Consider the following 22,539-nt stretch of genomic DNA (forward strand, 5'->3'; position numbering starts at 1 on the left):
ATCTTATATCAGTATCAATTTTGCGACTTGCCTATTTGATTATAAAGTTATAATACAGCACCGCTTCGTAACAAGTTACACAACGCATATTTCCCTGCTGCGCAAACCCTTTTTCTTCGCCTACCCACGCCTGTTCTTGGAATACCTCTAAAACGCTTAAGCATTGCATTCCACCTCAGGACTGCCAGGCTATCTCTACGTCAATGGCAAAGGAGGCGTAATGAAAGTCCTCAATATTCTGATCCGTCGATGCGTGCTGCTGAGCTGTTATGAAGAAACCGTTTCGTTCTATGAAAACCTCATCGCGCAGAAGGCGAGGTTGCGTTTCGACTATCCTGAATACGATCTCAAACTGGCGCAGGTGGGTTCGGTGCTTTTAATCGGCGGAACCGAGAAAAGCCTGGCGCCTTTTCGCGCTACCGAGGCCACTTTCCTGGTCAACGACATTTCCGCCTGGGAGAAACATCTGCCTTCCACCGGAGCAACGATTATCAACCCGGTGAAGATCGTGCCCACGGGCTGGAACATGCTGGTTCGGCATCCAGATGGTATGATTGCCGAATATGTTGAGCATCATGACAAAAACCCAGCGGATGAGATCTTCTGATGCTTCGCTTTCAGAGGGTTAGACCTGGTTTCAGTCGGCCATACTACCAGAAAAGTGATGCTTTCTACTGTGGCAGGAGAAGGTGAGCAGGAGAAACTGGCGCCATAATCCGCGCCAGCTCCGGGTTCAGCAATGGCTACCTGCCTTGAGCAGGAGGCCAGTACGCATCAGTGTTTAACGATATACATGGTACGGCTATAGGCCACATCTTCCGGGTTGGTGATCGGGTAGCCTTTCAGCCACGGCTTAATCAGCCGACCGTTGGTGTACTGGTAGATCGGCGCAATCGGCGCTTTGACCATAATGATCTTCTCCGCCGCGTTGTAATCGTCGTTACGCGCTTTGGCTGAATTTTCCACCGCCGCCTGCGCGAGGATTTTATCGTATGCCGGATCGTTAAAGCGGGAGATATTTCCGCTGTGGGTGGAGGTCAGCAGCGACAGGAAGGTGGACGGCTCGTTGTAATCCCCTACCCACGAGGCGCGGATCACATCGAAATTGCCGGTGTTGCGGCTGTCGATATAGGTTTTCCACTCCTGATTCTGCAGCTTCACTTCCACGCCGAGGTTCTTCTTCCACATCGACGCCACCGCGATGGCAATCTTCTGGTGGTTCTCAGAGGTGTTATACAGCAGCGTCAGCTTCAGCGGGCGATTCGGGCCATATCCGGCGGCAGCCAGCAGGGCTTTCGCCTGAGCATTAAGCTCGGCCTGACTCATGCTCTCAAACTGCGACGGCTGCGGCGTGAAGCCCGCCGTTACGTCCGGGGTAAAGCGCCAGGCCGGTTTTTCCCCGGTCCCCAGCACCTTCTCCGCCATCACCCGGCGATCGATGGTCATACTCAGCGCCAGTCGCACCCGCTCGTCCGCCGTCGGCCCTTTTTGGGTATTAAAGGCGTAATAGTAGGTGCCCAGCTGCGGCGGGGTATACACCTGCCCCGGAATATCCTTCAGCAGCTTCTGATACATATTTTTCGGGAAAGATTCGGTGATATCGATATCGCCGGCCAGATAGCGTTTGGTGGCGGCGGACTCCTGGTTGATCGGCACAAAGGTGACCTGCTGGATCACCGTTTTGGCGTTATCCCAGTAGTGGGTGTTGGGCACCACTACCAGCTTTTCATTCACGACGCGATCTTTCAGAACATAGGCGCCATTGCCCACCAGGCTGCCGGGCCGCGTCCAGTTTGCCCCGCTGTCGACGTTCGCCTTTTGTACCGGGTAGAAGGCAAAGCTGGCAGTCAGGTTGCTGAACCACGGCAGCGGCTTATCCAGCTGCACCCGCAGGGTGTGGGCGTCGACGGCGGTGACCCCCAGGGTCTCCGGCGCGGCTTTGCCGTCAATGATGTTCTGCGCGTTGGCGATCCCCGCCAGCGCGGCAAACCAGGCGAACGGCGAGGTGGTTTTCGGGTCCACCAGACGCCGCCAGCTATAGACGAAGTCCTCAGCGGTGACCGGCGTGCCGTCGGACCAGCGGGCGTTATCGCGCAGGGTAAAGGTCCAGACGCGGTTATCGTTGCTCTGCCAGCGGGTCGCCACGCCCGGGATCAGGTTGCCTTTCGCATCCTGATTGACTAAACCTTCAAACAGATCGCGGATCACCTGAATTTCCGGCAGGCCCACCGCTTTAGCGGGATCTAACGAGGCGGGTTCATCTTTGATATGGCGCACTAACAGCTGGTTTTTCGCCAGTACCGTGCCCGGCGGTACGTCCGCCGCCCAGGCCAGAGAAGATACGCTGGCTAACCACAGCGCGCCGCATGTCAAAGCGACAGGATACTTCATAAGATCCCCTTTAAAATGAGAAAAAACACCGCCAACAGAGCGATAATTATTTGTTTCATCACCTGAAATTGCAAACAACATATGATAGAAAATTGATGTGCCGTCGGATTTCACGCCTCAGGGAATGGGTTTGATTCCAACACGCTTTTCGCCAACACTACATAATAACGACACACAGGAAGCCCTATGTCTATTTCACGTCCTCGCCCGCAGCGCGGCGACTTTCCGCCGGGGACCCGGCAGTACGGCAGCTCGGAACTGGGCGCGCCGCTGCTGTGGTTTCCTGCGCCGATGGCCGACAGCCGCAGCGGCCTGATTATTGCCGGCACCCACGGCGATGAGAATTCGTCGATTGTGACCCTCTCCTGCGCCCTTCGCACCCTGAAGCCGGAGCTGCGCCGCCACCACGTGGTGCTGACGGTCAATCCTGACGGCTGTCAGCTCGGGCTGCGCGCCAACGCCCGCGGCGTTGACCTCAACCGCAACTTTCCGGCCGCTAACTGGAGACAAGGGGAAACGGTGTACCGCTGGAACAGCGCGGCGACGGAACGAGACGTGGTGTTATTGACCGGCGAACAGCCGGGCTCGGAGCGAGAGACCCAGGCCCTGTGTCAGTTGATCCATCAGATCCATCCGGCGTGGGTGGTCTCCTTTCACGATCCGCTGGCCTGCATCGAAGACCCGGGACACAGCCCGCTGGGACACTGGCTGGCCGACGCCTTCTCACTACCGCTGGTCGGCAGCGTGGGCTACGACACCCCAGGTTCCTTTGGCAGTTGGTGCGCTGATATCGGACTCCCCTGCATCACCGCTGAGTTCCCGCCGGTCTCCGCCGACGAGGCAACCGAGCGTTACCTGCCGGCGATGACCGACCTGCTGCGCTGGCAGGCTTAAAGATGAAGCACCCCGGTGCTGAACCGCAGCGCCGGCTCGACGTCCACCGCCAGCCATGTCGGGCCGTCGAGGTCGGCGAAGCGCGCCAGCGGCGCCAGGGGTAGCGCGGCGGCGATCCCGCGCGAGGTGCAGAGCATACAGCCCAGCATCCGTCCAAAGCCCTGTCGTTCTGCCTCCTCGGCGAGGGCCAGCGCTTCGGTCAGGCCGCCCGTTTTGTCCAGTTTGATATTGACCATCTCATAGCGTCCGCGCAGCCTGGGCAGGCTCTCCCGGGTATGGCAGCTCTCGTCGGCGCAAATTGGCAGCGGATGGACGAAATTTTCCAGCGCCGCATCGGCGTCGGCAGGGAGCGGCTGCTCAAGCATCGCCACGCCCAGGTCCGCCAGCAGCTGGCAGCGCGCCGCCAGCCCCTCGCTGTGCCAGGATTCATTGGCGTCGACAATCAGCGTAGCCTCCGGCGCCGCCTGTCGGATAGCGATTAACCGCTCGCTGATCAGCCGGTCGTCAAGCTTCACCTTCAACAGCTGAGCGCCCTTCTGCCACAGCGCCGCGGCGCTGGCCGCCATCTGATCCGCCGTGCCAATGACCACCGTCTGGGCGGTGATCACCCGGTTTGGCAACGTCACCCCCAGCAGCTGGGGCAAGGTTTTGCCTTCGCGCCGCGCCTGCAGATCCCACAGGGCGCAGTCAATGGCATTGCGCGCGGCGCCTGCCGGCAGCAGTCGCTGCAGCTGTTCGCGGGTAAGTCCCGCCTCCAGCTGTTCGCCGATCGCCATCACCTGGGCCATGACCGAAGCGATGCTCTCGCCATAGCGGGGATACGGGGTGCATTCCCCCACCCCTTTCACACCGTCCTCTTCCAGTTCCACCACCACCACTTTTGCCTCGCTGCGGCTGCCGCGGGCGATCACAAAGGGGGTGTGGAGCGGCCAGGCTTCCTCATACACTCGCACGTTGCGCATTCCCTTGTCCTCTCTGGTAAATGTTAAATAGGGTTTGCCGTGTAGCTGGCGGATGTCATACACTACTCGCGACGTTAACTATATGTAAACAGGAAGATAACCATGTCACAAACCGTGCATTTCCAGGGCAACCCCGTTTCTGTTCAGGGCACCATTCCGCAGGCAGGCGCTAAAGCGCAGCCGTTTACGCTGGTCGCCAAAGATCTCTCTGACGTCGCGCTGAGCCAGTACGCCGGCAAACGTAAAGTACTGAATATTTTCCCGAGCATTGATACCGGCGTGTGCGCCGCATCAGTGCGTAAATTCAACCAGCTGGCCGCTGAACTGGACAACACCGTGGTGCTGTGCATTTCCGCTGACCTGCCGTTCGCCCAGTCCCGCTTCTGCGGCGCGGAAGGCCTGAGCAACGTGGTGACCCTTTCCACGCTGCGCGGCGCTTCGTTCCTCGCTGACTACGGCGTCGCCATCGCCGCCGGTCCGCTGGCGGGCCTGGCCGCTCGCGCGGTGGTCGTTATCGATGAAAACGATCAGGTTGTCTACAGCCAGCTGGTGAACGAAATCACCGAAGAGCCGGACTACGACGCCGCGCTGGCTGCCCTGAAAGCCTGATAACAGACTGCCCGGGGGCATCGCGCCTGCGGACATGCTATGTACTCAGCCCTCGCTCTGCGGGGGCTTTTTATTGCCGCGGCGCATAGCGGGAAATAGCCCGCGCCATCGCCGGGCCGGTCAGCAGGATGGTAAACAGCCGCAGCGTCTGAAGCGCCATAATAAACGACATATCCGCCCGGGTGCCGGCGGCGATAATCGCCACCGTGTCGAGTCCGCCAGGGCTGGTGGCCAGATAGGCGGTCATGAAATCCATCTGCAGAATGTGGGTCAGGCCGAGGGCCATCAGGGCGCACATCAGGATCAGCCCAAGAATGGAGGCGATAATCTGCGGCAGCGTCTTCAGGGCCAACAGAAACACCGCCTTGTTAAACTGCAGTCCCACCGTCCAGCCCAGCACCGCGTAGGCCATCGCCAGCAGCCACTCCGGCAGCTCCAGCATCACCCAGCCGCCCCCCTGGGCCAGCGCGCCGAGCAGCATCGGCAGCAGCATGGCGCCGGAAGGAATGCGCAGCCGCACGCCCAGCCAGCAGCCCGCCGCTGTCAGCAGCAGCGTTAAAGGGAAATGAAGGGTCAACGGTGGAAACCAGACGATAGCCTGGCTCATTGTTTGCGCCTCGTTGCCCAGGGCATAGCGCACCACCAGCGCCGCCGCGCCGACGACAAACAGCACTCGCAGATACTGCATCAGCGCCACCAGGCGTACATCAGCCCCGTACTCCTGAGCCATCACTACCATTGCCGACGCCCCGCCGGGAGAGCTTCCCCAGGCGCCGGTGGCGCCCGGCAGCGCGCTATAGCGGACCAGCAGCCAGCCGGTGAGGCCGCTGATCGCCAGGGTCGTTAACAGGATCGCCAGCACCAGCGCCCAGTTGTTGAACAGCACGCCAAAAACGGAGGGGTTAATGGCGCGGGCGATCATACAGCCGACGATAGCCTGCGCCGCCAGATAACAGGCGCGGGGGATCCTCAGCTTCACCCCGCGCAGGCTCAAAATGAGACCGGCAATCAGCGGCCCCAGCAGCAGCGCTGCCGGCAGATGAATGCGTAACAGCAGCGAGGAAAAGAGAATTGAGAGCAGCAGCAATGTCAGCCATTGCCCGATCGCGCGACGCGACGCCAATATGCACCACCCCGGAAAAAGGATTAAAAAACCAGTATATACAGGTTTAGCCCGCTTTGCAGGCCGGGATACCGGCGACGAGCGTCGCCGGCGTTCAGCGATTATTCGTCGCCCTTTTTCTGACTCAAACCATATTCGCGCAGCTTATTGGCGATGGCGGTATGCGACACCCCCAGCCGCTTCGCCAGCTTACGGGTGCTGGGGTAGCTGCGATAGAGCTGGGTCAATACCGAGCGCTCAAAGCGGCGGGTAATATCGTCCAGCGATCCTTCCATGGCCTCCTCGCCCACCGGCAGCGAGGCGACGTCGTGGTCCGGCAGCAAAATATCCTGCGGACGCAGCTCGAATCCTTCCAGCTGGGTTAGCGCGCGATAAACCGCATTCTTCAGCTGGCGGACGTTGCCGGGCCAGCTGTAGCGGGTGAGTACCGTACTGAGATCGGCGGAGAGCTTCGGTCGGGGGATACCCTGCTCATCGGCAAAGCGCGCAACGAACAGCTCCGTCAGCGGCATAATGTCCTGCGGACAGTCGCGCAGCGGCGGCAGATACAGCGTCAGGACATTGAGGCGATAGTAAAGATCTTCCCGGAACAGCCCTTTCTGCACCAGCTCGACCAGGTTTTTCTGCGTCGCGCAGATCACCCGCACATCGACGTGCACTTCATGATCCTCGCCAACGCGGCGGAAGGTGCCGTCGTTGAGGAAGCGCAGCAGCTTGGTCTGCATTCGCGGCGACATCTCGCCAATTTCATCCAGCAGCACCGAGCCGCCGTTAGCTTGCTCGAAGAAGCCTTTTTTGCCCTGCAGCGCGTCACCGAACAGTTCGCTCTCAACGGCGTCCTCAGGAATGGAGCCGCAGTTGAGTGCCAGATAGGGTTTGCCCGCCCGCGGACTGGCCAGATGGCAGGCGTGCGCCAGCAGATCTTTACCCGTGCCGGTGTCGCCGACAATCAGCAGCGGCGCGCTGAGCATCGCCAGCTTACGCGCTTGCTCCACCACGTGGCGCATTTTCGGCCCCACCGCGAGGATCTGGCTGAAGGCGCTGGTGTCCTGGCTGGTCATGGTCTGCAGCTGGCGTCCCATGCGCACGGTTGAGCGCAGCATCGCCACGGCGCCGGTCAGCACTCGCTCGTTATGCTCCCCTTCCAGATAAACCGGAGTCACTTCCAGCAGGTAGTTCTGCCCATTCACCACCACATGCTCCGCCAGCGTCTCCTGCGGGCTGCTTTCCAGCCAGCGCTGGACGTTAAAATCGTCGATCAGTTGCGCCACCGGATGGTTGCGCAGCTTCGCCTGGCTTTGGCCAAACAGCAGGCAGCTGGCGGGGTTGGCCAGTTCGACCCTGCCTTTGGTATCCAGCGACAGCACCGGCTCCGGCATCGCCACCAGCAGCGCGCTCAGCGCCAGATGTTCACGCTCGGATGGCATCCACGGCACGGTGCGCACGTCTGTCACGCCGGCGATACGGCGGATCTCCGCCATCAGGCTGCTGAAGGTGGCGAACTCCAGTTCGGCAAAATTGAGGTAGATACGGCCAATAGGGTCAATATCGATACCACGCAGATCAATGCCGCGCAGCACCAGCAAATCGAGCAATTCACGAGTCAGACCGAGGCGGTCTTCACAAAAGACTTCAAGACGCATGGGAGTGTTCACCCTAAAAGTGCCAATGACCGGAGAATAATAGGCCAGGAATGGACTTTCGGGAAGCTAACTGTCAACAATTATTGACAGCATGGCGGAAAAATGGGCGTTGCGCCGTAAAGTCAGGCGGTCAGTGGTCAATTAACCGGCCATCCGGCCGGTTAATTGGGGGTTAAGCATGGAAGGCAGGCAGCCACTGGCGGTTATGGGCGATCACTTCATCCAACGCTTGTTCGAGCTTCTCGCCGCTGACAATCAGCGGATTCAGCACCAGCGCGCGCCACGCCGTATGGCGGTTGCCGGTGATGGCGGCCTCGATGGTCAGCTGTTCGAAAGATTTCATCAGCTGCAGCATACGCAGGGTATCGTCAGGGAACGGCGCCACGTTGAGGGGCAGCGGACCGGAAGCGGTGATCAGCGAGCTGACCTCCACCGCACAGTCATCCGGCAGGCCATTGATGGCGCCGTTGTTGCGCGTGTTGACGTGCATGATAATGCGCTTGTCATTGTAGATGGCATTCATCAGCTCGCAGGCCGCCTCGGAATAGTACTGACCGCCACGGCCCTCCAGCGCCTTCGGTTTAACCGCGAGGTGCGGGTCGCTGTACTGTTCAAACAAGGTTTTTTCCAGTTGCTTAACCACTTCGCCACGGGTCCCTTCGCCGCCCGCCTCCGCCAGCTCCTGACGCAGCAGATCGTCCTTCATGTAGTAATAACGCAGATAGGCGCAGGGGATCATGCCTAAGCCCTGCAGGAGATGCGACGGCCAACGGAACGGCGGAATGTTGCGCGGCACCAGCGGATCCCGACCGGCATTGATCTCGGCGATGACCTCCGGCAGCCACTCTTTTCCTTTGTGCAGGATCTGGCGCACGAAGATAAAGTGGTTCAGGCCGGCGACCTGCATCACTACCTCCTTTTCGTCAACGCATTGCAGCAGGGTGGTCACCCCTTTTTGCATAATCACCGGCACATTACACAGGCCGACGGCTTTGATGCGACTGTGGCGCAGGATCGCTTCGGTCACCATCCCCGACGGGTTGGTAAAGTTCAGCAGCCAGGCGTCAGGGCAGAGTCGTTCCATATCGGCAGCAATCGCCAGGGCGATGGGAATGGTACGGCAGGCATTGGCGAAGCCCCCAAGGCCGTTGGTCTCCTGGCCGATCAGGCCATACTTGAGGGAAATACGTTCATCGCTGATGCGGGCGTCAAGGCAGCCGGCGCGAAACTGCGAGCAGACGAAATCGGCATCGCGCAGGGCGCTCTCCCGATCCAGGGTAGCCACCACCTCGATGATCAGCCCGGCTTTGGCGATCATTCGCCGCGCCAGTCCGGCGATGATCTCGACTTTCTCTCTGCCCTCTTCAATGTCCACCAACCATAGCGAAGCGACCGGCATCTCGTGATAGCGGTTAAGCAAACCTTCAATCAGTTCCGGGGTGTAGCTGGAGCCGCCGCCAATCACCACAATTTTGAGTCCTGACATGGTATACCTCGGTTTAGTTACGATATAACTATTTAAAACCGGCCAAACTGGCGTAACAAACGAATTAAAACGGCCTATGCATGAAGCAAATTAATGCATAAGGGAGACAACCTGTGCTTGAACAACAAAGCATCCTTGCGCTGCTGCAGACCTTTGAGGTGACCGCCCGCCATTTGAGTTTTACCCTCGCCGCGCATGAAATGAACCTGACCCAGGGGGCGGTCAGCCATCGGATCCGCAAGCTGGAGATGCATATCGGATTTCGCCTGTTTATTCGCATGACGCGTAAACTGGCGCTGACGGAGGAAGGCAAACGCCTGCTGACGACGTTGAGCCATTCGCTGCGGGCGATTAACGATGAAATTGAGGATATTCGCGAACAGGATCTGCGCGGCACGCTGCATATTGGTATTGCGCCGACCCTGGCCCATCTTTGGCTGATGCCGCGTCTGCCCCGCTTCCAGGCCCAGTGGCCGGGACTAAATCTACAGTTTCGCGTCCGCGCCGGGGTGATGGATTTTAACGAGGAGCGGGTGGACCTCGCGATTTATTACGGCGCCACGCGCTATCCCGATCTTTATCAACAACGGTTGATGGCGGAAAGTTTGCTGCCGGTCTGCTCTCCGGAGTATCGCCGGCAGTATCGCCCGCTGAGCGGCGGCGACGCGGCGGCGATCGTCTGGATCCATGCCTGCGAATCCACCGACGTGCAGGATCAGTTTGCCGAATGGCGTCTGTGGTGCCAGCAAAGCGGACAGGCGTTACCCTTTGACGGCCGGTATTACGCGGTGAACAACCACTCGCTGGCCATTGAGATGGCGCTGAATGGACTCGGGGTCGTGATGGGGCGTAAAACGCTGATCCAGCCGCTGCTCGCCACCGGGAGACTGGTAGCCTTGTCCGAAGACGAGGCGGAATCTCCCTTTGGCTATGATCTGATTTGTCCGCAGGAGAACCGCTCGCGCCCGCGCTTTCGCGCCTTCAGCGAGTGGCTGGCGGCGGAATGCGTATGACCGGACATTGCCCGCGGCGCGGCAGGTGCGCAAGCCTGGACTCGACCTCGCAGGCCGGGCAAGGCCAAACCGCCGCCCGGCGATGTCTCTGAGCGGAGGTTACTTCTCCGGACTGGTTTTGCTTTTCTGCAGGGTCTCTTTCAGCTGCCCAATCAACTCGCGACGAAAATCGCCGAGCCGCGGTTTATCATCGGCGATCCACGGCAGCGGGCGGCACAGCTCCATCGCCTTGATACCAAGGCGGGCGGTAAGCAGACCGGCGCCGATGCCCTGCGCGGCGCGCGCCGACAGCCGGGCCGCCAGATCCTGCGACATCCAGTCCATGCCCACCTCGCGCACCAGTTCGCTGGCGCCGGCGAAAGCGATATTCAGCAGCACCAGGCGAAACAGGCGCAGGCGGCTGTAATACCCCAGCTCAATGCCGTACAGGGTGGCAATTCGGTTGATCAGCCGCAGATTGCGCCAGGCGATAAACGCCATATCCACCAGCGCCAGCGGACTGACGGCGATCATCAGCGTCGACTCCGCCGCCGAACGGCTGATTTCCCGCCGCGCCTGGGCATCGAGCACCGGCTGCACCAGCTGGGCATAGAGGCTGACCACTTCCCGGTCGCTTTGCGTTTCGTGGATGGCGGCATACCAGCGCTGCAGCGCCGGATGCGACTGATCCAGACCCGCCTGCTGCGCCAGCTTCTCACAGAAGGATTTCGCTTTGCCGACCGCGTGACTGTGCAGCATATCGCGGGCTTCATCGCGTTCGTGGGCGCGCTGGCGCAGTCGCCACAGGCGGCGCCACTCGGTGGCCACCGATCCGACGCCGGCGCCGACGATCAGCGCCCCGGCAGCGCAGCCGCCCAGCGCAATCCAGTCCTGCGTCTGCCAGGCGTTGGCGGTCCACTGTACCCCTTGCGCCACGACGCTGACGCCGAAGATCGCCAGGCCAGCGCTGACCATCCGCCGCCACAGACTGCGTTTCGGCCGCAGCACCGATTCCACCACCGCCTCTGCCGCCCCCTCTTCCTCTTCGCCGGTCACCAGAAGCGCCGGCGCGAAGTTGTCGGCTTCCCGTCGGTCGAAGGCGCGGGCGCTTTTCAGCGGCGGCGTTTTTTCCGCCTGCAGCGGGCCATCAAAATCAATCCGCGGTTTTAACGGTTCGCTCATCGCAGTTTATCTCCAATCAAAAATTCCAGCGCCGCGTCGAGGCGAATGTGCGGCAAGGGCCGATCGACATCCATGACCTGCGGACGAAAGTTTTCAAACTGAAATCCCTGCTGCTGCCAGAAGGCCTGCCCCGGCAGGCGCGCCGGCACCTCGCCGGGATAGATGGTCAACGGCTGGCCGTCGCTCAGCCGATTGCCGCGCAGGGCGGGGATTTTCTCGCCGTTCAGCTCAATCAGCCCGCTCTGGGTCGCCTGAATGGACGCCAGCCCCAGGCAATCCATACTGATCCCCTCGAAGGCGGCATTCTGCCACGCGTCCTGGATCAGCTGCTGCAGGAGCGACACCATATTGCTGTGCTGATCCACCGTGACGTGGTCGGCTTTGGTGGCGGCGAACAGCAGCTTGTCGATGACCGGCGAAAACAGCCGGCGGAACAGGGTGCGCTGCCCGTAATGGAAGCTTTGCATCAGCTGGGTCAGCGCCAGGCGCATATCGTTAAACGCCTGCGGCCCGCTGTTCAGCGACTGCAGGCAGTCCACCAGCACAATCTGCCGGTCGAAGCGCAGGAAGTGCTCTTTATAGAACCCCTTCACCACCTTTTCGCAGTAGTACTTGTAGCGTTCGCGCAGCATGCCGGCGTTGCTGTGTTTATCGGCCTGCGCCAGCTTGGCTTCGCCGACGGCATCGACGTCAGGCCATGGGAAAAACTGTAGCGCCGGCGCGCCGGCCATTTCGCCGGGCAGGACAAAGCGTCCGGGCTGGATAAAGTGCAGCCCTTCACGCTTACAGGCGTGCAGATAATCCGTCCAGGCGGCGGCGATCTCGGCCAGCCGGGCCTCGTCGGCAGGGGCCAGCGGATCCAGCCCGGCGCACAACTGCCGCCAGCGGGTCGACCACTCCGCACGCTGTCCCTGCAGGAGTCCGGTCATCTGCCGCGACCAGCTCAGATAATCCTGCGCCAGCATCGGCAGATCGAGCAGCCACTCGCCCGGATAGTCGACGATCTCCAGATACAGCGTGGAGGTGTCTTTAAAATGGCGCAGCAGGGAGTCGTTGGAACGGTAGCGCAGCGCGAGACGGATCTCGCTAACGCCGCGCGTCGGGGTTGGCCACATGGGGGGCTGGCCGTACAGCTGGGCCAGCCCTTCATCGTAGGTGAATCGCGGAATGCCGAAGTCCCGCTGCGGTACGCGCTTGACGCCGAGCAGTCGCTCTTCGCGCGCAGCGCTCAGCAGCGGCAGGCGGGCGCCGGTGTGAATATTCAGCAGTTGGTTGACCAGCGCGGTGATAAACGCCGTTTTGCCGCTGCGGCTCAGGCCGGTCACCGCCAGCCGTAAATGCCGGTCAACCCCGCGGTTGACCAGCGCATTCAATTCAGTTTTCAGTCGCTTCATCGCCAGTCCGTTATGCCCTGAAGGTGTGTCTCGTCATCATAAGCTATCTGCCGGGGATAAGCAGGAGAACGTTAATCCTTTTGCGCCTTCCCCACGACGGCGTTATTTCATCCCGCGCGTGACGCGGTTGGCCAGCCGGCTGAGCAGCGGCTCCAGCGCCACCGCCAGCAGCATTTTCAGCGGCCGTCGCGCGACCGATTTGACCGCCCAGCCGGCAACGCCCGCCGGGCCATAACGCAGCGCGGTCAGCAGCGCCAGCTTACCGACGATTTTCAGGCCGGGCTTAACCTGCTGCCCGGCGCGTTGCCATTTGCTATTCATGCGTTGCCTCACTCGTTAACAACAGGATTTACAGCTGACGAAAGCGGCTGCGCAGCGTGAAGGTGTCGGAGGTAACGTACCGTTCCATCTCACGCAGACGCTGTTCGCCGGAGGCCAGTTCGGCATCCACAGCGGCCAGCAGATCGCCATTGCTCGGCGCTTTGTGGCCGTAAAGCTCACTGTCCGGCATCGGGTCCAGGGCGAAGGTCAGAATGATGTAGGCCACCAGGACGAAGAAAAAGAGGCCAAAAATCATCGCCAGCACGGTAATCAGGCGCACCAGCTTCACCGGGACATCAAGATGCTGAGCAATACCCGCGCAGACGCCCTTGACCATCCCGCGCTGCGGGATACGCCACAATTTTTTATTCAGATCCAGTCCAGCCATTATTTGTCTCTCCAGTTCGGATGTTCGGCATCCAGGATCGCTTCCAGCGCCTGAATGCGCTCGCGCATCCGCTTCGCGTCATCGGTCAACTGCAGCAGCCGTTGCTGCTCATTTTGCGTCAGCGTCCCGTTGGCGCCGCGATTGTTGTAGTGCAGCCACAGCCAGACCGGCAGAACAAACAGCACAAACAGCGTCAACGGAATGGCGAGAAAAAGCATGCTCATGTGTACTCCTTACAGGGGGTGAGCCGCGGCGCAACGCCGCGCCGCGCAATCGTACTTACTGGTTGGACTGATTCATTTTGGCTTTCAACGCCGCCAGCTGCTCGCTGATTTCATCGTCCGCTTTCAGTTCGGCAAACTGCTGATCCAGCGTCTGCTGCTTGCCAAAGCGGTGACTCTCCGCTTCCGCTTCCATCTGATCGATGCGACGTTCAAAGGATTCAAAGCGCGCCATCGCCTCATCCAGTTTACCGCTGTCCAGCTGGCGACGCACATCGCGGGACGAACTCGCCGCCTGATGACGCAGCGCCAGCGCCTGCTGACGGGCGCGGGTTTCGCTGAGTTTGTTCTCCAGCTCGCCAATCTCTTTCTTCATGCGCGCCAGCGTTTCATCCACCAGCTGCACTTCGTGGTCCAGCTGAGCAATAAGGTCGGTCAGCTTCTGTTTTTCGATCAGCGCCGCCCGGGCCAGATCCTCTTTCTCTTTGCGCAGGGCCAGCTCGGCCTTTTCCTGCCATTCCGCCTGCTGGGCGACCGCCTGCTCAATACGACGGGTCAGCTGTTTCTTTTCCGCCAGCGCGCGGGCCGACGTGGAACGTACCTCAACCAGCGTGTCTTCCATCTCCTGGATCATCAGACGCACCAGCTTTTGCGGGTCCTCGGCTTTCTCCAGCAGGGAGTTGATGTTGGCGTTCACGATGTCGGCAAAACGAGAAAAAATACCCATAATTTCAGTCCTCATAGTTCTGGTTGCAGGCATTCACCTGTGGCTTAGCTAATACAAATGGCGTGCCAACTTTTTATCTTATTGATTTTAAACAGAGTAGTTGCGAAACAGGCAGGGCATTGCTACAGTCACCTGGTTAATCACACTACTTAATGGCGAAATTCATCATGGCGCAGTACAAGGATAATTTGCTGGGCGAGGCCAACAGCTTTCTCGAGGTGCTGGAACAGGTTTCAAGACTGGCTCCGCTGGACAAGCCGGTGCTGGTCATCGGCGAGCGCGGTACCGGGAAAGAGCTTATCGCCAACCGTCTGCACTACCTCTCCGCCCGCTGGCAGGGGCCGTTTATCTCGCTGAACTGCGCGGCGCTGAATGACAATCTGCTCGATTCGGAGCTGTTTGGCCACGAAGCCGGGGCCTTCACCGGCGCCAGCAAGCGCCATCCCGGACGCTTCGAGCGCGCCGACGGCGGGACGCTGTTTCTCGATGAGCTGGCGACGGCCCCGATGCTGGTGCAGGAGAAGCTGTTAAGAGTGATTGAATATGGCGAGCTGGAGCGCGTGGGCGGCAGCCAGCCGCTGCAGGTCAACGTCCGGCTGGTGTGCGCCACCAACGCCGACCTGCCGCGGATGGTGGAGGAAGGCCATTTCCGCGCCGACCTGCTCGACCGTCTGGCCTTCGACGTGGTGCAGCTCCCGCCGCTGCGCGAACGGCAGAGCGACATCATGCTGCTCGCCAACCAGTTTGCCATTCAGATGTGCCGCGAGCTCGGTCTGCCGCTGTTTCCCGGCTTCAGCGAACGAGCCACCGCCACGCTGCTCGGCTACCGCTGGCCGGGAAATATTCGTGAACTGAAGAACGTCGTCGAGCGCTCGGTCTATCGCCACGGCGACAGCGAGCACGAGCTGGACGCCATTATCCTCAACCCTTTCCGTCAGTCCGCGGCCTCCGTGCCGGAGGCCGCGTCCGGGGACGAACTGCCCGCTCTGCCGCTGGATCTCCGCGATTTTCAGCTACAGCAGGAAAAACGCCTGCTGCAGCGGAGTCTGCAGCAGGCGAAGTATCATCAGAAGCAGGCGGCGGAGCTGTTGGGCTTAACCTATCATCAGCTCCGCGCGCTGCTGAAAAAGCATCAGCTGTGAGAGGCGCGCGGCAGCAGCAATGCGCTCACCGCCATCGCCCCCAGGCATAAGGCGGCGTTAAACCACAGGGCATACTGGGCGGCATGGGCCATACCGAGCGGCAAAAACAGCGCGAAAAGTGACGCCGTCACGGCAATCCCCATCGCCCCGCCCAGCGAGCTGCCCATCTTGTAGATCCCCGAGGCGACGCCAATTTTGTTTTCCGGCGCGTTGGCCACCGCCGTATCCGTTGACGGCGTGGCGTAGCAGCCCAGCCCGAGGCCGAACAGCACATTGCTGCCGAACACCACGCCGATATAGAGCGCCTTATCGAGAAAGGTGCAGGATATCAGGCCGATGGCGATGGCGGTCAGCACCGGGCCGGCCATCATCGGCAGCCGGGCGCCGTAGCGCTGCAGCAGCTTCTCGCCGACCCGGATCATCGCCAGGACGGTGACCAGATAGCCGAGGGTCATCATTCCACTCTCCAGCGGCGTCAGGTGGTGCCCCTGCTGCAGCCAGATGCTGGCGATCATCATGGTGCCAATCGCCCCGTTGAGCAGAAAGTTCGACAGCACCGCCGCGCCGTACGCCCGGTTGCGAAACAGCGCAAAATCGATCAGCGCCGCCTCGCCTTTGCGCAGCCCGCTGCGAATAAACACCGCGCCAGCGATCAGCGCCCCCGCCAGCATGCTCAACGACAGCGGACTGCTCCAGCCCCAGCCGTGGCCTTTGCTGATAAACAGATTCACCAGCACCAGCCCGGCGATAAGGCTCAGCAGGCCGCCAACGTCCAGCTTCTGCTGGCTGGCGCTGGCGCTGCGGCTCTCCGGCGTGCCGCGCAGTAACGCCAGCGCCGCCAGGGCAACGGCGATGGAAAAGACAAAGATCCAGCGCCAGCCCAGGCCGGTGGCGATAGCTCCGCCGACGAAGGAGCACAGGCCGCTGCCGCCCCACGAGCCGATGACCCAGAAGCTGACCGCCCGCTGACGCGCGCGCCCCTGGTACCAGGTCTTAATCAGCGCCAGCGTCGCCGGCATAATGCACGCCGCCGACAGCCCCTGCAGCACCCGGCCGGCGAGGAACAGCCCCGGCCCCTGGGCCAGTACCAGCATGGCGCTGCCGGCGATGCTCAGCCCCAGCCCGAGGGTGGTCATTCGCATGCGGCCAAACTTGTCCGCCAGGCCGCCGCTGGCCACCACGAAACAGCCGCTGAACAGCGCGCTGAGGCTGACGGCCAGGGTTAAGGTCTCAAGAGAAATATCAAGACTGCTTTTCATCGCCGGCACGACGTTAATCACCGACTGGGCAAACAGCCAGAAGGTTAAAACGCTCAGCACAATCCCCACCAGCAGACGATCGCTGCCGACATAGGGGGTGTCGCTTACGGTGACAGTGCTCATTGCATGGCCCTCCCGTTTCCGGTGATTAACGCAGATAGTGTTCCGTCAGGCCGCACCACAGCGCCGCGCCGCTAAGCAACAGCGCGTCGTTGAAGTCATAGCCCGGGTTATGCACCATGCAGCGATCCGGCTCGTCGCCAGCGCCGATAGTGAAATAACTGCCGTGGGGGTGCTGCTCCAGCATGAAGGCGAAATCTTCACTGCCCATAAACGGCTTCACCTCGCCCACCTGCTCTGCGCCAAACAGCGCTGTGGCCACCTCCCGCACCATGGCGTTGGCCGCCGGATCGTTACGTAATACCGGGCTGCCGTTGACGTGGGTCAGCGTAGCCGTGGCGTTAAAGCTCTCCGCCTGAGCCACGGCAATATCATGGATCCGCTGCAGCACGGTCTCGCGTACCTGCTCATTGAGGGTGCGCACCGTGAGCTTCATCAACACATGATCGTTAATGATATTGGGCGCATGTCCGGCCTGGATGCTGCCGACGGTCACGACCGCTGGCTCAAACGGGGTGATATTGCGCGAGACGATGGACTGCAGCGCGAGGGTAATATGGCAGGCCACCAGCGTGGCATCCACCGTATGCTCCGGTACCGCGCCGTGGCCGCCAACGCCCTTCACTTCAATATGCAGCGTATCGGAGGAGGCCATCATCGCCCCGTCGCGCAGACCAATTTTACCCAGCGGCTGACCCGGCATATTGTGCAGGCCAAAGATGGCGTCGCAGGGAAACTGGTCAAACAGACCGTCCTCGACCATCACCCGCCCGCCGTACAGCAACTCTTCCGCGGGCTGGAAAATCAGCTGCAGCGTCCCGTTAAACTGGCGGGTGCGCGCCAGATATTCAGCCGCGTAGAGCAGCGTGGTGGTGTGCCCGTCATGGCCGCAGCCGTGAAAGCGCCCGTCAACCTGGCTTGCCCACGGCTTCCCGCTCCGCTCCTGCATCGGCAAGGCATCCATATCCGCCCGCAGGCCGAGGCGTTTTTTTCCTTGGCCGACGCGCAGCGTACCCACCACCCCGGTGCCCGCCAGGCCGCGATGAACCTCGTATCCCCATTCGCCAAGCAGTCGGGCGACCTCGCTGCTGGTCTGATGCTCTTCAAAGCCGATCTCTGGCTGCTGGTGGAACCGGCGACGTAAGGCAATAAATTGCGCCTCGTTGACCTGCAAGGCTTCAAGCAACGGATGTGTCATTTTTGTTATTCCTGTGTTGTGTTTACACGACACTTTCGAGTTTATGCGGGTGAAACAGCTTTCAGGCGCGCTTTTTTGTTTTATATTGACGAGAAATGAATGAGTGTTTTTCATACATATCGGTTATGACAAAAAACAACCGGTTGCTTTTTGTCTACAGAGGAGAACCATGTGGAGCAGCATTCAGGCGACTTTAGCGTCACCGTGCGCGATGTGCGTCAGCTAAGCCAGCCGGAGAGCGATCTGCTGACGCTGCTGTGGGTGCTGGAGGGGAGCGTAAATCTGGCGGAGGCGGAAGGCGCGCCGCAGCAGCTTGCCGTCGACGGGCTGGCGATCGTTAACCGCAACCGTCGCTGGAGCCTGCGCAGCGCCGGGGGCAACGCGGTGATGATCCTCACCCTCTCCGCCAGCTGGCTGGCCCGCCTCGACAACGCCTTTTTTGCCGTCGACTACCAGATATCGCCGCGCACCCGCGATGCCGATGACGGCCTGCGCCGCCTGATGCGCCAGCTGCTGGTGAGCGGCCTGGTCAATCATCCCGGCCATTACCGGCTGGAGGCCAACCGTTGGCTGAGTGAGATAGCGCTGCTGCTGGCCACGCGCTTCAGCCAGCCCATCGCCTTCACGCCACGGCGCGATGCTGAAAAATGGAGCCGGAGGATAGCCAGCGTAGTGGCGCGGATCGACGCCAACTATCAGCGCCGTCTCTCTTTACAGGAGGTGGCGGCCGCCGAGTTTGTCTCCGAGGCCTGGCTGTCACGCCTGTTTCACAAGGAGGTTGGCGTCAGTTTTGTTCAGTACCTCACCGCGCTGCGCCTGCGCCACGCCGCCGATCAGCTGTTAACCACCCGCAAACCCGTTCAGCAAATTGCCCGCGAGCAGGGGTTCGCCAGCACGCGGATGATGAGCGACCTGTTTAAGCGCCACCATGGGGTGACGCCGCGCCAGTATCGCGAGCGGTCCCCCCGGGAGCCGGGCCGACCGCGCCCGCCGCAGGGCGATCGCTGGCAGCCGGTGGCCGTGGACCGGCTCTACGCCCGCCTTAACGAGCCGGAACAACGCGACCGGGAGAGTCAGCCGCTGTTGATCAATCCGCCGCAAACCCGGGAGATCAACCTGCACCAGCGACCGGCGCGCGCCGCGGTGCTGCGCCATACCCGGATGGTGGTGACCGTGCGCGAGCTGGACGATCTGCTGCGGGAGGACGTGCGCCGCGAACTGGAGCAGTTGCACCGCGCCCTGCCGGTGTATGCCATTGATATCAACGATGCCTTTCTCAGCAGCCGCCTGTTCGGCACCGGCTGGGACGATCCGCAGATGGCTGGCTACGCCTGCTGGTACAACCTGCAGCAGATCTTCAGCTGGCTGGCGGCGATGGGCTGGCAGGTGATCCTGCATACCGGGGTCACCACCCGCAGCGATCTGCTGCAGCGCTTCCTGCAACTCGCCGCCAACCATTTTCCACCGACGACGCTCAGCAGCTGGCGCTTTGTCTGGCACTGGTCGCCGCAGGCCAGCGAAGCGGCCCGCCAGGCCGCCTGGCGGCAGCAGCACGAGGTTCTTCACCGTCTGCTGCCGCAGCCGCAGTTGGGGATCTGGCACCGCTTTGCCGCCAGCGCGCCCGGGGACGATCCGCTGTTCCACTCGCCGCTGCTGGCGGAAGCCGATTTTCTCGCCTGCCAGGCGGATGCCAACGAACGGCTGGATCTGGCTCAGGCGGACAGCAGCAGTCTGGCCTCCAGCGAGCACTATCCGGCGCATAAGCTGCGACAGATCCACAGCGCCCTGCGTCAACGGCAGCTTAACCTGCCGCTATGGCTGCTCTCGTGGAATACGCTGACCGGCGATACTCGGGACACCAACGGGCGCTTTTTTCGCGGCGCGCTGTTGATGGATAATCTGCTGGGGGTCGCGGACCAGGTCTGGCTGGCGGGCTTCTGGTTAAACTCCGGCCTCCAGGGCGAAGCCCGCGCCAACGGCAAGCTGGATACCTCCAGCCTGGCGCTGCACTATCTGCACGGGCTGCCGCGCCCGGTTTACTGGGTGCTGTGGCTCTGGCGACGGCTGCGCGGCGAGATCCTGTTTCACGACAAAAACCTGCTGCTGCTCCATCACCAGGGGCACTACCAGCTGCTGCTGCGCAATACGGTGGTCTACAACCCCTGGCTCTCCAGCGAAGCGGCTTTTATTCAACGCTTCAGCCAGCCGTACAATGTGCGGCTGCAGGGGCTCAAGGGCCGCTGGCGCATCAAACAGCACCTCTTCGATCAGCACCACGGCGCGCTGTTCCCGCTGGTGGACGCCTTTCGCAGCCGCAGCGGCCCCGACGCCGAAGATTATCAATGGCTGATGCATCAGGCCCGTCCGGCGCTCAGCGTGGAGGAAGCCCGACTCGACGGCCACTGGCTGCGGGTCGACTCGCTGGAGAGCAACGCCCTGGCCCTGTACGAATTTACCCCTCAGTACTCCCCCGATGAGGATCCCGACGCCTGAAGCAAACCGTGAATTTTGCGCTGGCTCTCCGTCGTCGCCGGGTTGAAAACCAGTAGCGACAGATCGGGGCGGCCCTCCACGGCAAAAGAGGTGAACTCCAGATCGAGCGGGCCCATCTGCGGGTGGTGAATGCGCTTATAGCCCTCGCCGTGGCCGGCGACGTCGTGGCTTTGCCAGAAACGGGCGAACTCGACGCTCTGCTGGCTGAGCTCCGCGATCAGCTGGTCAGTTTCCGTCGTGGCGCCCATCCGCGTGACGTCGGCGCGAAAGGCATTAACGATAAGCTGCCCCACCGTCTGCCAGTCCTCCAGGGTGCAGCGGGCCTCAGGCCGGGTAAACAGGCGGCGCAGCACGTTGCGCTCCGCCAGCGGCAGCTGGCCGTAGTCGGTCAGCACCCTGGCCGCCGCCGCGTTCCAGGCGATCACGTCCCAGCTGGCGGTACGGATAATCGCCGGAATGGCGAAGGCATCGAGCACCCGCTGCAGCCGCGGCGTCATATCATCTGTGATCGTCAAACGGGTCTGCGGCGGATGGCCGAAGGCGAGTATAAACAGATGTTCGCGCTCCGGGGTGGTCAGCCGAAGACCGCGGGCGATCCGCTCCAGCACCTCGCGGGAAGGCGCCCCGCCGCGCCCCTGTTCAAGCCAGGTATACCAGGTCGGGCTGATGCTGGCGAGCTGGGCGACCTCTTCACGGCGCAGGCCCGGCGTGCGCCGGCGTCCCGCCGGGAAGCCAAACGTTACCGGGTCGAGACGCTGGCGCCTGGCGCGGAGAAAATCACCTAAAGCATGATTGTCAGAAGTGTTCATCATCTGCCTGTAAGTCTGCCTGTTAGAATTTATACCCCGATAATGTCTCTACTTTTATAGTATGACATCGCGGGTAGGATACGCCTGATAACCCGTTCAGGAGGTTCATAATGCGTATATTTCTTACCGGCGCGAGCGGATTTATCGGCTCGCGTATTCTTCCGGCGCTGCAGGCGTCGGGCCATCAGGTTATCGGCCTCGTGCGCAGCGACGCCACGGCGCAGGCCCTGGAAGCGGCAGGGGTCGAGGTGCGCCGCGGCACGCTGGACGCCCCCGATTCGCTGCTGGCGGGCGTCGAGAGCGCCGACGCGGTGATCCATACCGCTTTCGACCACGACTTCAGCCGCTTTGCCGCCAACTGCGAGAAAGACCGCCAGGCGATCCTCACCATGGGCCAGGCGCTGCGGGGCAGCGCGCGGCCGCTGGTCATCACCTCCGGCACGCTGATGGGCGACGACGGGAGCGGCGCCCCGGCCCGCGAGTCGTGCTTTAACGCCGCGCACCCCAGCCCGCGGACCGCCTCAGAACTTGCCGGCCAGCAGCTGCTGGAGGCGGGAGTGGACGTCCGGGTCGTTCGCCTGCCGCAGGTGCATGACACCGCGCGCCAGGGGCTGCTGACCAGCTATATCGAACGCGCGGTCGCCAGCGGCGCGGTGGCCTTGCGCGGCGCGGGGAACCACCGCTGGTCCGCCGCTCATGTCGATGACGTCGCGCGCCTGTACGTCAGCGCCCTGCTGCAGGGCGCTGCGGGCGAGCGCTACCATGCGGTGGCTGAAGAGGGGATCGCATTACGGGAGATTGCCGCAGTCATCGCCAGGGGCTTAAATCTGCCGCTGACCCAGCTGGATGAAGCCCAGGCTGACGCCTGGTTCGGCTGGTTTGCCCCCTTTACCGCCCTTGACCTGCGCGCCAGCTCGGCATGGACTCGCGAGCGATTGCAGTGGCAGCCGGTCGGCCCCGGGCTGCTGGAGGATTTACGGGATATGGATTATCAAAAAGTGACGTTGTCACGATAAGCGAAAACGTTCCCCCCCCTGTATGACACCCGACGGGTAGGATTAGCCGCCCGTCGGACCCTCTGCTTTCTCCCCGCTATACTGAATTTATCCCCGGCGTTAGCGTCGCTTCCACCGTCTGGTCAACCGCGGCCAAACAGAGCTGACTGGCGATATCGGCGATAAAAAG

21 protein-coding genes and 1 pseudogene are annotated in these 22,539 nt (G+C 61.6%); 7 read left to right on the forward strand and 15 right to left on the reverse strand.

Going from position 1 to position 22,539, the window contains the following annotated elements; translation table 11 throughout:
- Positions 1-220 precede the first annotated feature (220 nt).
- Positions 221-607, forward strand: coding sequence for a VOC family protein (locus ACOI7D_RS00675; RefSeq protein WP_101977827.1), 387 nt, complete (start codon positions 221-223; stop codon positions 605-607).
- Between the two features lie 167 nt (positions 608-774).
- Here ACOI7D_RS00675 and ACOI7D_RS00680 read toward each other — a convergent pair whose 3' ends face one another.
- A complete protein-coding gene (locus ACOI7D_RS00680; RefSeq protein ID WP_048335009.1) occupies positions 775-2,391 on the reverse strand; it encodes a peptide ABC transporter substrate-binding protein in 1,617 nt (538 codons plus the stop codon).
- A pseudogene (locus ACOI7D_RS00685) lies at positions 2,392-2,505 on the reverse strand (hypothetical protein); the annotation flags it as partial.
- 72 nt (positions 2,506-2,577) lie between these two features.
- Here ACOI7D_RS00685 and mpaA point away from each other — a divergent pair.
- On the forward strand, positions 2,578-3,285 hold the full coding sequence (gene mpaA / locus ACOI7D_RS00690) for a murein tripeptide amidase MpaA (protein WP_032452569.1): 708 nt from the start codon (positions 2,578-2,580) through the stop codon (positions 3,283-3,285).
- Here mpaA and ycjG read toward each other — a convergent pair.
- Complete coding sequence (gene ycjG, locus ACOI7D_RS00695) at positions 3,282-4,247, reverse strand: L-Ala-D/L-Glu epimerase (RefSeq protein ID WP_048297345.1); 966 nt, start codon at positions 4,245-4,247, stop codon at positions 3,282-3,284. The genes mpaA and ycjG overlap by 4 nt on opposite strands.
- A 102-nt stretch (positions 4,248-4,349) precedes the next feature.
- Between ycjG and tpx the strand changes: the two genes are divergently transcribed.
- The gene (gene tpx, locus ACOI7D_RS00700; protein ID WP_008805229.1) at positions 4,350-4,856 is read left to right on the forward strand and encodes a thiol peroxidase; all 507 of its coding nucleotides are present in this window, start codon (positions 4,350-4,352) and stop codon (positions 4,854-4,856) included.
- A gap of 70 nt (positions 4,857-4,926) precedes the next feature.
- Here tpx and ACOI7D_RS00705 read toward each other — a convergent pair whose 3' ends face one another.
- From ACOI7D_RS00705 to ACOI7D_RS00715, 3 genes are all read right to left on the reverse strand, one after another.
- Positions 4,927-5,979 (reverse strand): AbrB family transcriptional regulator, encoded by a 1,053-nt coding sequence (locus ACOI7D_RS00705; protein WP_023289363.1) that lies wholly within the window; start codon positions 5,977-5,979, stop codon positions 4,927-4,929.
- 101 nt (positions 5,980-6,080) lie between these two features.
- Entirely contained in the window at positions 6,081-7,622 is a 1,542-nt protein-coding gene (gene tyrR / locus ACOI7D_RS00710; protein WP_023289362.1) for a transcriptional regulator TyrR, read from the reverse strand.
- Between the two features lie 172 nt (positions 7,623-7,794).
- Positions 7,795-9,108: a 6-phospho-beta-glucosidase gene (locus ACOI7D_RS00715; protein WP_109547464.1), complete on the reverse strand. Its 1,314-nt coding sequence runs from the start codon at positions 9,106-9,108 to the stop codon at positions 7,795-7,797.
- Positions 9,109-9,251: 143 nt separating this feature from the next.
- On the opposite strand from ACOI7D_RS00715, the gene ACOI7D_RS00720 reads away from it, so the two are divergent.
- Entirely contained in the window at positions 9,252-10,121 is an 870-nt protein-coding gene (locus ACOI7D_RS00720; RefSeq protein WP_223825673.1) for a LysR substrate-binding domain-containing protein, read from the forward strand.
- Between the two features lie 99 nt (positions 10,122-10,220).
- Here the strand turns inward: ACOI7D_RS00720 and ACOI7D_RS00725 are convergent, their stop codons facing one another.
- The 6 genes from ACOI7D_RS00725 to pspA form a co-directional block, all read right to left on the reverse strand.
- Positions 10,221-11,282 (reverse strand): YcjF family protein, encoded by a 1,062-nt coding sequence (locus tag ACOI7D_RS00725; protein WP_023289359.1) that lies wholly within the window; start codon positions 11,280-11,282, stop codon positions 10,221-10,223.
- Complete coding sequence (locus ACOI7D_RS00730) at positions 11,279-12,676, reverse strand: YcjX family protein (protein ID WP_109547465.1); 1,398 nt, start codon at positions 12,674-12,676, stop codon at positions 11,279-11,281. The genes ACOI7D_RS00725 and ACOI7D_RS00730 overlap by 4 nt, the downstream gene beginning before the upstream one ends.
- A gap of 102 nt (positions 12,677-12,778) precedes the next feature.
- Positions 12,779-12,997: a phage shock protein PspD gene (gene pspD / locus ACOI7D_RS00735; protein WP_002901915.1), complete on the reverse strand. Its 219-nt coding sequence runs from the start codon at positions 12,995-12,997 to the stop codon at positions 12,779-12,781.
- A gap of 28 nt (positions 12,998-13,025) precedes the next feature.
- Positions 13,026-13,385, reverse strand: a complete 360-nt coding sequence (gene pspC / locus ACOI7D_RS00740) for an envelope stress response membrane protein PspC (protein WP_004203911.1) — start codon at positions 13,383-13,385, stop codon at positions 13,026-13,028.
- The gene (gene pspB / locus ACOI7D_RS00745; protein WP_023289357.1) at positions 13,385-13,609 is read right to left on the reverse strand and encodes an envelope stress response membrane protein PspB; all 225 of its coding nucleotides are present in this window, start codon (positions 13,607-13,609) and stop codon (positions 13,385-13,387) included. Before pspB ends, pspC begins: the two co-directional genes overlap by 1 nt.
- A 55-nt stretch (positions 13,610-13,664) precedes the next feature.
- Positions 13,665-14,333 carry a phage shock protein PspA gene (pspA, locus tag ACOI7D_RS00750; RefSeq protein WP_004203910.1) on the reverse strand — a complete coding sequence of 223 codons (669 nt, stop codon included), beginning with the start codon at positions 14,331-14,333 and terminating at the stop codon, positions 13,665-13,667.
- A gap of 152 nt (positions 14,334-14,485) precedes the next feature.
- On the opposite strand from pspA, the gene pspF reads away from it, so the two are divergent.
- A complete protein-coding gene (pspF, locus tag ACOI7D_RS00755; RefSeq protein ID WP_072199080.1) occupies positions 14,486-15,475 on the forward strand; it encodes a phage shock protein operon transcriptional activator in 990 nt (329 codons plus the stop codon).
- Here pspF and ACOI7D_RS00760 read toward each other — a convergent pair.
- Positions 15,466-16,857, reverse strand: coding sequence for an MFS transporter (locus tag ACOI7D_RS00760; RefSeq protein WP_050533916.1), 1,392 nt, complete (start codon positions 16,855-16,857; stop codon positions 15,466-15,468). The genes pspF and ACOI7D_RS00760 overlap by 10 nt on opposite strands.
- Before the next feature lie 25 nt (positions 16,858-16,882).
- Positions 16,883-18,052 carry a M20 aminoacylase family protein gene (locus tag ACOI7D_RS00765; protein WP_023289354.1) on the reverse strand — a complete coding sequence of 390 codons (1,170 nt, stop codon included), beginning with the start codon at positions 18,050-18,052 and terminating at the stop codon, positions 16,883-16,885.
- A gap of 171 nt (positions 18,053-18,223) precedes the next feature.
- On the opposite strand from ACOI7D_RS00765, the gene ACOI7D_RS00770 reads away from it, so the two are divergent.
- Positions 18,224-20,545 carry a helix-turn-helix domain-containing protein gene (locus tag ACOI7D_RS00770; RefSeq protein ID WP_109547466.1) on the forward strand — a complete coding sequence of 774 codons (2,322 nt, stop codon included), beginning with the start codon at positions 18,224-18,226 and terminating at the stop codon, positions 20,543-20,545.
- On the opposite strand, the gene ACOI7D_RS00775 is transcribed toward ACOI7D_RS00770, so the two are convergent.
- On the reverse strand, positions 20,512-21,354 hold the full coding sequence (locus ACOI7D_RS00775) for a helix-turn-helix transcriptional regulator (RefSeq protein WP_060591009.1): 843 nt from the start codon (positions 21,352-21,354) through the stop codon (positions 20,512-20,514). The genes ACOI7D_RS00770 and ACOI7D_RS00775 overlap by 34 nt on opposite strands.
- A gap of 107 nt (positions 21,355-21,461) precedes the next feature.
- Between ACOI7D_RS00775 and ACOI7D_RS00780 the strand changes: the two genes are divergently transcribed.
- On the forward strand, positions 21,462-22,370 hold the full coding sequence (locus ACOI7D_RS00780; protein WP_072199081.1) for an SDR family oxidoreductase: 909 nt from the start codon (positions 21,462-21,464) through the stop codon (positions 22,368-22,370).
- Positions 22,371-22,539 lie beyond the last annotated feature (169 nt).

It is taken from the genome of Klebsiella sp. C360 (assembly GCF_048822415.1).
GTDB lineage: Bacteria > Pseudomonadota > Gammaproteobacteria > Enterobacterales > Enterobacteriaceae > Klebsiella > Klebsiella quasipneumoniae.